Genomic DNA, 11,600 nt, shown 5'->3' on the forward strand with positions numbered 1-11,600 from the left:
TTACTAATTGCCCGTTCACTTTCTTTCAAATATGTACCGGTTGGGTATATACGTTTAGCGGATTACTGATACAGAAACTGGAAACAGGGAACAGAAACATACTAGTAATGAACTTGAGATTTTACTTTTCATCATGTCATAACCTTATTCAGGTGGTTATAGCACGAGGGTTCCACCTCTTCCCATTCCGAACAGAGAAGTTAAGCCTCGTCACGCCGATGGTACTGCGTAACAGTGGGAGAGTAGGTAGCCGCCGTTTTTAGAGAAGCCCCTTGATTCAACAACGAATCAAGGGGTTTTCTGTTTTGGGTACTTTGCAAAATTTCTGTTTTTTGATTTATCAATGGTACTTTGGTATTTACACCGCCCTTTTTAGCAGATCAAACCTCATAATAGTTTGTTCAATAGAGATGCTTTTTTTAACAAATTAAAATGATGTTCCCTAGAACAAAATACTTTAGAACTTGTTCTTATAGTAGAGACGAATTTTTATGCTTAAATGATGTGAACAATGATACTCGTGTACATTTTATTGCTACATTTGTCGCCGAATCTATAACGAACGATTTAAACAACTAAAAATACAATGAAACTTTCGCCGAAATTCATATTAGCTTTTGTTCTGCTGATGCTATCTTTTAGCATGGGTGGAAATGCTATGAATTTTTCGGCTTATGCTTCAAACTGTGAAGCTTCTTGTCAACTGTCAGAATCGTCTTCTGATGTTAATCGTAATTCTTCTGTAGATAATCAGTCAGTTAGTTATGATAACTCGCAGTCATTAACTATTTCTGATGTAGAATTAGGATTTAAATTAGTAACTGAATCAAATTCTAATAATTATCGCCTGCGTAGAATCATTGAAATCAATGACTCCTTGAAAGACGTTATGCATAAGTTTCTCGTGTTAAGAGAGAATTCTTTAGTATTAGATCAAAGTAAATCTTTTTATTCGGATAAGGATCCACATTACTCCATTATGTGTAGCGATTACTATGTGTTCGCTCTAAGACATATCCTTATTTAGTTTATTTCCCCCTATTATCCGTTTTTTTTCGTACTCTGTATGAACTGTGTGACTTTTTCCTTTTAAAAGTTGCAGGGTCTGTAGCGCAGTGTGCCTAATCGAAATTTTTACTTCCTAAATAACTAAAATTAATTTCTTAACAAAAAACTTATTATGGAAACTACTAAAAAAACTCAAGTTGTAGGTATAAAAAATGCCGGTATCGTAATCATCTGCTGTTTAGTAATAGCTGTATGTATCTTCCAATTCCTGTTAGGTAACCCGTCCAACTTTATGAACAATGACCCGAACAATCACCCGTTGAACATGTTGGGTACTATTTACAAAGGTGGTATCATCGTGCCTATTATCCAGACATTGTTGTTAACCGTACTTGCTTTGAGCATCGAACGTTATTTCGCTCTTCGTTCTGCTTTCGGTAAAGGTTCATTGTCTAAATTTGTAGCTAACATCAAAGACGCTTTAGCTGCCGGTGACATGAAGAAAGCACAGGAAATCTGTGACAAACAACGTGGATCTGTTGCTAACGTAGTAACTTCTACTTTGCGTAAGTATGAAGAAATGGAAAAGAACACATCTCTTCCTAAAGAACAGAAGCTGTTGGCTATCCAGAAAGAACTTGAAGAAGCTACTGCTTTGGAAATGCCGATGATGCAACAAAATCTTCCGATCATCGCTACCATCACCACTCTGGGTACATTGATGGGATTGCTCGGTACTGTAATCGGTATGATCCGTTCATTTGCTGCTTTGTCTGCTGGTGGTGGTGCTGACTCTATGGCTTTGTCACAAGGTATCTCTGAAGCTTTGATTAACACTGCTTTCGGTATCTTGACTGGTGCATTGGCTGTTATCTCTTACAACTATTACACTAACAAAATTGATAAATTGACTTACGGACTCGACGAAGTCGGATTCTCTATCGTGCAAACTTTTGCAGCTACTCACTAATTCTGCGAACCCTTATAAAATCTATTATTAATCATGGGTAGAGCGCAAATTAAAAAGAAAAGTACGTTCATAGATATGACCGCTATGAGTGACGTTACTGTATTGCTTCTGACTTTCTTTATGTTGACATCAACATTTGTGAAGAAGGAACCAGTGCAAGTTACCACTCCGGCTTCTGTATCGGAAATCAAGATTCCGGAGACTAATGTACTCCAGATTCTGGTTGATCCGGAAGGAAAAATATTTATGAGCCTCGACAAGCAGCAGGATATGCAGGCTGTCTTGGAGAGCATGGGTGAAGAGTATGGCATTAAGTTTACTCCGGAACAAGAGAAGAGATTTATGTTGTCTTCTACTTTTGGAGTGCCTATCAGAAGTATGCAGAAATATCTTGATCTCCCCGAAGATCAACGGGATAAGATCCTTAAGAATGAAGGTATTCCATGCGATAGTGTTGATAATCAGTTTAAATCGTGGGTACGTAATGCACGTACTGCTAACGCTGATCTACGTATTGCCATCAAGGCAGACGCTACGACTCCATACTCAGTGATAAAGAACGTTATGAACTCACTTCAGGATTTGCGGGAAAATCGGTACAATCTGATTACTTCTCTCAAAGCAGAATCTGAAAATTAAAAAGGAGGAAATACAATGAGTGCTGAAGTACAAGAGAGCGGCGGAAAAAGAGGAAAGAGCAAGCAAAAAAAGATAACTGTCCGGGTGGACTTTACACCGATGGTGGACATGAACATGTTGCTGATTACTTTCTTTATGCTTTGTACCACACTGAGCAAACCTCAGACGATGGAAATAAGCATGCCGAGTAATGACAAAGATATTACTGAAAACCAGAAGAGTATGGTGAAGGCTTCACAGGCAATTACACTATTGCTGGGGCCTGATAATAAACTCTATTATTATGAGGGAGAACCTAATTATAAGGACTATACCTCGTTGAAAGAAACTAGCTACGGTGCAAATGGACTGCGTGCCGTACTTCTTCAGAAAAATGCTGTTGCTGTCAATAAAGTAAGAGAATTGAAACAACAGAAATTGGATCTTAAGATAACGGATGACGAATTTAAGAAGCAGGTTTCCGAGATAAAGAGCGGAAAGGATACCCCGACCGTAATTATTAAAGCTACGGATGACGCTTCTTATATGAATCTGATTGACGCGCTGGACGAAATGCAGATATGTAATATTGGTAAATATGTGATAACAGACATTGCGGAAGCTGATGAATTCTTAATCAAGAATTTCGATGCGAAAGGTGGATTGTCACAGAACTTAGCCGATAATTGATGTAACACCCAAAAAAGAAAAGTAAAATGGCAAAATTAGATTTAGCTTCTTCGGAATGGTGTCAACTGATTTTTGAAGGCAAGAACCAGGCATACGGAGCATATAGAATGCGTGCCAATTCAACAAAACGACACAATGTCGCCATGTTGATTGTGGTAATCATAGCGGCAGTCGGATTTAGCATCCCTACACTGCTTAAGTTGGCAACTCCGGAGCAGAAAGAAGTGATGACAGAGGTGACTACCTTGTCGAAATTGGCAGAACCGGAAATCAAACAGGAAGAGATGAAACGGGTTGAGCCGGTGGCGCCTCCTCCCCCTGCACTGAAGAGTTCTATCAAGTTTACTGCTCCTGTCATCAAGAAAGATGAAGAGGTGCATGAAGATGATGAGATCAAGAGCCAGGAGGATTTGAATGCTACTAAAGTATCCATCTCTATTGCCGACGTAAAAGGTAACGACGAGGCGAATGGTAAAGATATTGCTGATCTTAAGCAGGTAGTGACACAGGCTGCACCGGAACCGGAAAAGGTTTTCGATATGGTAGAACAGATGCCGACTTTCCCTGGTGGTCAACAGGAATTGATGGCTTACTTGGGTAAGAACATCAAATATCCGACTATTGCACAGGAGAATGGAACACAAGGTCGCGTTATTATACAGTTCGTTGTTGAACGTGATGGTTCTATCACTGATGTGCGTGTGGCTCGTGGCGTAGACCCTTATCTGGATAAGGAAGCTGTGCGTGTGGTAAAAAGTATGCCGAAATGGCTCCCTGGTAAACAGAATGGAAAAGCGGTACGTGTGAAATTCACCGTTCCGGTAATGTTTAGATTACAATAAAAGATGATGAAGAGACAATTTAGGCTGATAGGACTCGTAGCGTTGGTGGTGTTGAGTGCTTGTAACTCAAAATCGAAAGGGCCGACGGATACTTATTCTTCCGGTGTGGTATCTATTGCAGCGGATGAGAGTTTCGAACCTATCATACAAGAAGAGATAGAGGTGTTTGAAAACCTTTACCCTTTGGCCGGGATTGTTCCTCGCTACACAACTGAAGTGGAAGCGATTAATTTACTTCTGAAAGACAGTGTCCGGTTGGCTATTACAACCCGGACACTGACTAAGGAAGAAATGAATTCATTCCACAGCCGTAAATTTTTCCCTCGCGAGATAAAATTGGCTACGGATGGTCTGGCATTGATCGTGAATCGTGCTAATCCGGATTCTTTGTTGAGTGTACGTGATTTCCGTCGCATCCTCACCGGTGAGGTGAAAAACTGGAAAGAGGTAAATCCGGATTCCCGGTTGAAAGGAATTCAGGTGGTGTTTGATAATAAGAACTCCAGTACCGTACGTTTTGCAATAGACTCAATCTGTGGTGGAAAACCGTTGGCAGAAGGTAATGTCAGTGCCTTGAAAACCAACCAGCAAGTGATAGATTATGTAGCGAAGAATCCTGATGCCATGGGAGTTATTGGAGTAAACTGGCTGGGGAACCGCAGTGATACGACCAATCTTTCTTTTCGTGAAGAGATCAGAGTGATGGCAGTCAGTGCTGAAGATGTGGCAACTCCTGCGAACAGCTATAAGCCTTATCAGGCCTATCTGTTCTATGGTAATTATCCGCTGGCACGATCCATCTATGCATTACTGAACGATCCTCGCAGTGGGCTGCCCTGGGGATTTGCTTCTTTTATGATATCCGACAAGGGGCAGCGGATTATATTAAAATCCGGACTTGTTCCGGCTACACAGCCGGTGCGTATTGTCCACGTGAAAGACGAATAATAACTAAAATTAGAGACTATCATGAAACGAGTACAAATGTTTTTAGCTGGAGCGTTTATAGCAGTAGGGTCGCTCTGTGCGCAATCAACCGATGCCGAATGGCAGGCGGAAGTTGCCAAATTGAAAGGAACTATTCAGACGAATCCTGCACAGGCTGCTGAAGAAGCCGAGCATCTGATTAAAGGAAAGAATAAAAAGAATGTGGAACTTTTGGTAGCTATCGGAAATGCGTATCTGGATGCTGACAAACTTCCCGAAGCGCAAGAATATGCAACTCTTGCCAGAAAAGCGAATGGTAAATCAGCTCTTGCTTCTGTATTGGAAGGAAATATTGCCATGAAGCAGAAAAATGCGGGTCTCGCTTCTCAGAAATATGAAGAAGCGATTTATTTCGATCCGAAATGTACGGAAGCTTATCTGAAATATGCAGATGTTTATAAATCAGCCAATGCAAGTCTTGCTATTGAAAAGCTGAACCAATTGAAAGCCCTGGAACCGTCCAACACAGCCGTAGACAAAAAACTAGCCGAGATTTATTATTTAAAAAATGATTTTAGTAAAGCGGCAGAAGCTTATGCGAATTTTGCAATGGGGCCTACTGCTACGGAAGAAGATTTGGTGAAGTATGCGTTTGCTTTATTTTTGAACCATGATTTTGAGAAATCGCTCGAAGTGGCTAATATGGGATTGCAAAAGAATGCCCATCATGCTGCGTTCAACCGTTTGGCAATGTATAACTATACTGACTTGAAGCGTTTTGATGAAGCGATAAAGGCAGCGGACATCTTCTTCAATGAATGTGAAAAAGCCGATTATTCTTATTTGGATTATATGTATTATGGACACTTGCTGGAAAGTCTGAAAAAATATGATGATGCAGTAATACAATATGAGAAAGCGGTAAAGATGGATCCGACAAAGACGGATTTATATAAAAATATCTCTTCTGCTTACGAACAGAAGAATGATTATAAAAAAGCAATCAGTGCTTACCAGAAATATTATTCATCCCTTGATAAAGAAAAACAGACTCCGGACTTACAGTTTCAGGTTGGTAGACTTTATTACGGTGCTGGTACGCAACCTGATTCATTGACAATCACTGTTGAAGAACGCAAGCAGGCGTTGATGTCCGCCGATTCTGTTTTCCATGCAATTGCAGAAGCAGCACCGGATAGCTACTTGGGTAACTTCTGGAGAGCTCGTGCCAATTCAGCACTGGACCCTGAAACCACTCAAGGACTTGCGAAACCTTTCTATGAGGAAGTGGCTGCTTTATTGGAAAGCAAAAATGATCCTCATTACAATTCAGCTTTGGTTGAATGTTACAGTTATCTTGGATATTACTATTTGTTAGCGATCGAGAATCCGGCATTGAAGGCCGAAGCAAAGGCTAATAAAGATAAATCCATAGAATACTGGAATAAAATTCTGGCTATAGACCCCGCTAATGCTACTGCTAAAAGGGCATTGGACGGCATCAAATAGTGAATAATTTTAGTTGTTTGTCGTGACAGGAGGAGTGGAGAGTGATCTTAGCTCCTCCTTTTTTTGCACTTTTTTCTCCTTTTCTATTGGAATATTCAAAAGATTGCCTACATTTGTGGTGTACCATTACACTAATACACTAAGAAGCATTGTTCATTAAACAGAAATGCTATGATTACAGTAGAAAATCTTTCATTTACTTATCGTAAATCGAAGCGTGCGGTATTACATGATTTTTCGCTTTCGTTCGAGTCCGGCAGGGTATATGGACTGTTGGGAAAGAATGGCGCGGGAAAGTCTACTCTTCTCTATCTGATGTCCGGGTTATTGACTCCTAAAAACGGCAAAGTGGTGTTTCACGATACAGATGTGCGCCGTCGGTTACCGGTTACTTTACAGGATATGTTTTTAGTTCCCGAAGAGTTTGAATTACCTTCAGTCTCTCTGGTTAGCTATGTGGAGTTGAACAGTCCTTTTTATCCTCGTTTCAGCAAGGAGGAGATGATTAAATATCTCCATTATTTTGAAATGGATATAGATATTGATCTCGGATCACTTTCTATGGGACAGAAAAAGAAAGTATTCATGAACTTTGCGCTTGCTACAAACACTTCTCTTTTGTTGATGGACGAGCCGACCAACGGGCTGGATATTCCCGGTAAAAGTCAGTTCCGTAAGTTTATAGCATCGGGCATGTCGGATGATAAGACGATTGTAATTTCTACGCATCAGGTTCGTGACATTGATAAGGTGCTCGATCATGTATTGATTATGGATGACAGCCGTGTGTTGCTGGATGAATCTACAAGTAATATTTGCGACAAACTTTTCTTTGTGGAGAGTGACAATCGGGAACTGGCGAAAAATGCTCTTTTCGCAATCCCTACTATCCAGGGGAATTACCTGATACTTCCTAATGAAGAACAGGAAGAATCGGAATTAAATCTGGAACTTCTTTTTAATGCTACGTTGGCTGCTCCTGAAGAGATAGCCCGATTGTTTCACACTCAAAAATAAAAGACGATGATAAAAGATACTTTTTTCAGTTTGCCTCGTTTTATGAATCTTTGCCGTAAGGAGATGGTAGAGAATTGGAGATCGAATGTGCTTCGTATGGTGTTGATGTATGGAGTGATGGCGGTGGTATTGGTTTGGAACGGATATACTCAATATAATTATCACGATTCGGTTTATTTTATTCGTCATGCAAATACCGATCCTGCATGGGGATTTATATTGATGGCTTTTTTGTGGTTTCTATTTGTTTTCGGGTGCTTAAGTGCATCGCTGGTGATGGAGAAGATGAAGAATAAGACTAGTCGGCTATCCACATTAATGACACCGTCCACTCCTTTCGAGAAGTTTTTTTCCCGTTGGCTGATATCAACTATCGTATTTTTAGTTGTTTTTTTGATTGCTTTTAAATTGGCTGATTATACAAGAGTAATGGTTTATTCGCTTATCTATCCGGAGGTAAAAGAGGTGATACTCCCTGTCAATCTGGGAGATTTAGTCGGTAGCGGGAAACGGTGGTTTTTATTCAATGAAACGTATCAGTTGATATTAGTCCTTTCTATATATTGCTTTGTGCAGTCATTGTTCGTATTAGGTAGTTCTGTTTGGCCGAAGAACTCTTTTCTTAAAACTTTTGTTTCGGTTACAATCATTGTTCTGATTTATGTATTGATGGGAATGTTGACGGGTAATATGCTATTTCATGGAAACAACAATAAAGATTACGGCTATATTTTTTCTTCTTTCACGGAGCAACAAGTTTTCACCTTAGGAACCATAGCCTTTATGTTTTTTGCATTGGTTAATTGGGTACTTGCCTTTTTTCGTTTTAAGGAGTCCGAGATTATTCAACGTATGTAATACTCTAGCCTATGAATTTTAAAGAAAGTAAAGCTATTTATCTGCAGATCGCTGATAGGATCTGTGATGAGATACTTCTGGGGCAATTTGGGGAAGAGGAACGCATCCCTTCTGTCAGAGAATATGCCGCTATTGTGGAAGTAAATGCCAATACAGTGATGCGCTCATTTGATTATCTTCAGTCACAGAATATTATTTATAATAAACGCGGCATTGGTTATTTTGTCTCTACCGGTGCAAGGGAACTGATTCATTCTTTGCGGAAGAATACTTTTTTGAAAGAAGAACTGGATTACTTCTTCAAGCAGATTAAGACACTGGATATTCCTATCAAAGAGATAACCGATATGTACCGGGAATTTTGTAAAAAAGAAAAGTAAAACAAATATTATGAAACGTACAACTTATATATTAATTGGGCTTTTTGTAGCCGGACTTTGTGTGCTGGTAGGCGGAATGTTTGTGATGTATTGTCTGGGGAGGCCGCACTTTTCCAATCAAATAAATCTGCAAGGAGAGCAGCTAACCAAAGAAATCCCGGCTTGCCGGGTAATATGGCTTGCTCAAACGGAGATGCATACAGAAGAATGTAGTGTCTGGCTGGCAAATTCTTTTTTGCGAGTGCTGCCTTCAAAAGGAGAGAAAAATGAATTTTCCTGTTCGCAGAAAGTAAATGACTATCTGAAAATGACTGTCATGGGGGATACGTTGAAAATTCTTTTGGACTATCCGCTGGATAAACTCCTGCAAGAGTTAAAGGAATCCAGATATGTAGCGATGATAACGGGAGACATGCAACTGAATCTGACGCAAGAAGTGGAATGTGTTGTAAATGATATTTATATGCAAAAGATTGTTCTTAAAAATTTGACAAAGGATTCTCTTTCCATTAATACTTCTAATTCTATGCAAGTGGATTCGTGCGATTTTAGAGCTTTGCATGTTGCCAGGAGTGGCAGGAATGTGGAATTTCAGAGTGGTAAGATCAATAATCTGCATTTGAATCTGAATATGATGGATAATTGGTCTGTAAATGTGCAAGAATGTCGGATTGATACGGAATACTTGACAGGTCACAATGGGAATGTGAAACTTCAAAAAGGAGAGTGCAAACGTATGTTTTGGATTCCTGAAAAGGATGATGCCAAATTACAGGTAACTTTGACCGAAAAAGCCTGTGTGACGATGATAGAATAAACTGGCATATAGATTAAAAAAGGAGTAAAGATGTATTTATCATATTTTACTCCTTTTTTATATGGTTATTACAATGCTTTTGTCAGAGTGAAGCAATCGATATCCGGTGCCCAGTTGTAACTATTACCCATGCGAATGGTGTTATATCCTGCTTTTAGTTCAACGGGAACTGTGATTTTGTTATGGTTATTATCCTCTCTCAGAGAATCTATTTTGGTAATAATGCCGTTGACATCCAGTTCTATCTGGCGTCCTTTACCGTATGAGTAATGGATAGTCATGTTGTAGCGTCCGCCATCTCCGCTATACACTTCCTTCCATTCGGCATAATTTTCCGGTTGTCCACCCAGGAAACCTACTTTCATTTTGCCGGAAGCTTCTTTGTCATTGGCATAAAGAATACCTTTAGGATTTTTACCTAGGTCGTTGAAAAGAGGCAAGTAAGCCCATTCTGCTTCGTACAGAGTCGGTTCCAGACGTGTTTCGCCTTCCATGCGGAGGAACATGGCACTGTGTGCCGGAAGCGTTTGTTCGAATGTGCCGGAGAAGCTGCCTAAATCGTTATGTTTTACGAGATCACGTACTTTTACATTTCCTCCAAATTCCAATGAAGAGAACGGGACGGAGAAACTGCATACGGTATCGGAAGGATTGTAGAGAGCCACAGCACGTACGTTTCCACGTTTCTGTTCAATATCTTTCACGAGTACATAACCTTCATTTTCATGTTGCGCTACGTATGCTTGCAAACCCAGCGGGTCTTGGTTGAGGGCAATCAATTCTTTGTTTTTCAGCAGCTCGAGAGAAGACTCCGGTATGTTTTCCAGGTTACATCCGATAAGCAAAGGAGAGCTCATGATACACCATAAACCGAAATGAGCTTCTTCTTCTGTCGGGGTAAGACCTTGGCCGCCCACTTTGCTGTCGTTACGGAATCCGATAACCATCATGTCCATGTCATTGTAATGTCCGTTGCCGGCATAGGCAGACAGGTAAAGATTCTTGCCGACTACATATCTTAATGAGCCCCAATGTGCGTTAATATCACCGCTGATACGCCAGGAGGTTGCTGCGTCTTTGGCCCAAGTACCCGGGAAGGCCCATCGGCAGATATTGATGGAAGCATCTTTGTTCACTTTGTCTATACTGTTCCGGATTGAAGTGTAGCGTTCCTTTTCATTAAGTCCCAGCGCATCTCCTCCGCAATAGTCAATTTTGATAAAGTCGAAACCCCAGTCGCCAAAGTATAATTGGGCGTCTTGTGGTTCATGCCCGTAGATACCAGCTCCTATACCTGCAGTGTCATTGTCCCACATGGAACCGCACGTACTATTACCCGCATCGGTATAAAGGCCGGCTTTCATTCCCAGGCTGTGAATATGATCCGCCACCGGTTTCATGCCGTTCGGAAACCGTTTTTCATTTGCAAGCATTATTCCGTTGTCGTCACGTTTTCCGAAATAGCCATCATCAACATTGACATAATGATATCCGACATCTTTCAAGCCTTTTTCCACCATTAGGTCAGCCTGGTGTTTGATAATGTCTTCACTGATGTCTACACGAAACGCATTCCATGAACTCCATCCCATGATAGGAGGATTGACTGCCTTTTCATTTTCCGAAAGAGTGGTTTGAGTCTTTGTACAACTGATGCACATAAAAGAAGCTACTGCTACTGTAAAGAGATAAATCCTGTTTCTCATGATATAATAGGTTGGTGTTTTCTTGCATTGGGCTCAGTTGTAATTCTTGGGGGATTAAGTTTAGTCAATTCCCTTCATGCATATACCTTTGCTAGCCTAAAAAGGAAGAAGCTCATATCCACTACTCCTCTAAATGATGTCCTAAATGCTTTGATTTTAGCATTAAATGCTTCCGCTGCTGCATTTGTACTCCTGTTCACAAAGAAGTTCAAAATCCTTTCATAATGGTTCTCAATAGAGTTTGCCACTGTTGTGAAT

General features: G+C 40.4%; 13 protein-coding genes and 1 rRNA gene. 12 read left to right on the top strand and 2 right to left on the bottom strand.

Annotation, left to right across the window (positions count from 1 at the left end; genetic code table 11):
- Positions 1–148 precede the first annotated feature (148 nt).
- The 12 genes from rrf to HMPREF0106_RS11225 all read left to right on the top strand — a co-directional run bounded on the left by rrf (position 149) and on the right by HMPREF0106_RS11225 (position 9,636).
- Positions 149–259, top strand: a 5S ribosomal RNA gene (gene rrf / locus HMPREF0106_RS11280).
- A gap of 327 nt (positions 260–586) precedes the next feature.
- Positions 587–1,027 carry a hypothetical protein gene (locus HMPREF0106_RS27845; protein ID WP_008771256.1) on the top strand — a complete coding sequence of 147 codons (441 nt, stop codon included), beginning with the start codon at positions 587–589 and terminating at the stop codon, positions 1,025–1,027.
- Between the two features lie 153 nt (positions 1,028–1,180).
- Entirely contained in the window at positions 1,181–1,978 is a 798-nt protein-coding gene (locus HMPREF0106_RS11270; protein WP_004306909.1) for a MotA/TolQ/ExbB proton channel family protein, read from the top strand.
- 33 nt (positions 1,979–2,011) lie between these two features.
- Positions 2,012–2,617 carry an ExbD/TolR family protein gene (locus tag HMPREF0106_RS11265; RefSeq protein ID WP_004316570.1) on the top strand — a complete coding sequence of 202 codons (606 nt, stop codon included), beginning with the start codon at positions 2,012–2,014 and terminating at the stop codon, positions 2,615–2,617.
- A gap of 15 nt (positions 2,618–2,632) precedes the next feature.
- The gene (locus HMPREF0106_RS11260; protein ID WP_004316569.1) at positions 2,633–3,286 is read left to right on the top strand and encodes an ExbD/TolR family protein; all 654 of its coding nucleotides are present in this window, start codon (positions 2,633–2,635) and stop codon (positions 3,284–3,286) included.
- 26 nt (positions 3,287–3,312) lie between these two features.
- A complete protein-coding gene (locus HMPREF0106_RS11255; protein ID WP_004316568.1) occupies positions 3,313–4,128 on the top strand; it encodes an energy transducer TonB in 816 nt (271 codons plus the stop codon).
- A 3-nt stretch (positions 4,129–4,131) separates the two neighbouring features.
- Entirely contained in the window at positions 4,132–5,076 is a 945-nt protein-coding gene (locus HMPREF0106_RS11250) for a PstS family phosphate ABC transporter substrate-binding protein (protein WP_008771257.1), read from the top strand.
- A gap of 21 nt (positions 5,077–5,097) precedes the next feature.
- On the top strand, positions 5,098–6,564 hold the full coding sequence (locus HMPREF0106_RS11245) for a tetratricopeptide repeat protein (protein ID WP_008771258.1): 1,467 nt from the start codon (positions 5,098–5,100) through the stop codon (positions 6,562–6,564).
- Between the two features lie 171 nt (positions 6,565–6,735).
- On the top strand, positions 6,736–7,581 hold the full coding sequence (locus tag HMPREF0106_RS11240) for an ATP-binding cassette domain-containing protein (protein ID WP_009040157.1): 846 nt from the start codon (positions 6,736–6,738) through the stop codon (positions 7,579–7,581).
- 6 nt (positions 7,582–7,587) lie between these two features.
- Positions 7,588–8,439: a hypothetical protein gene (locus HMPREF0106_RS11235; protein ID WP_009040158.1), complete on the top strand. Its 852-nt coding sequence runs from the start codon at positions 7,588–7,590 to the stop codon at positions 8,437–8,439.
- A gap of 11 nt (positions 8,440–8,450) precedes the next feature.
- Positions 8,451–8,819 carry a GntR family transcriptional regulator gene (locus HMPREF0106_RS11230; RefSeq protein ID WP_008026532.1) on the top strand — a complete coding sequence of 123 codons (369 nt, stop codon included), beginning with the start codon at positions 8,451–8,453 and terminating at the stop codon, positions 8,817–8,819.
- A gap of 10 nt (positions 8,820–8,829) precedes the next feature.
- A complete protein-coding gene (locus HMPREF0106_RS11225) occupies positions 8,830–9,636 on the top strand; it encodes a hypothetical protein (protein ID WP_009040159.1) in 807 nt (268 codons plus the stop codon).
- A gap of 68 nt (positions 9,637–9,704) precedes the next feature.
- Here the strand turns inward: HMPREF0106_RS11225 and HMPREF0106_RS11220 are convergent, their stop codons facing one another.
- On the bottom strand, positions 9,705–11,342 hold the full coding sequence (locus HMPREF0106_RS11220; RefSeq protein WP_009040160.1) for an alpha-galactosidase D: 1,638 nt from the start codon (positions 11,340–11,342) through the stop codon (positions 9,705–9,707).
- Positions 11,343–11,416: 74 nt separating this feature from the next.
- Positions 11,417–11,600: transposase (locus HMPREF0106_RS25980; RefSeq protein ID WP_009040161.1), on the bottom strand; the 184-nt coding region annotated here is incomplete at its 5' end.

Source organism: Bacteroides sp. D22 (assembly GCF_000163675.1).
GTDB lineage: Bacteria > Bacteroidota > Bacteroidia > Bacteroidales > Bacteroidaceae > Bacteroides > Bacteroides xylanisolvens.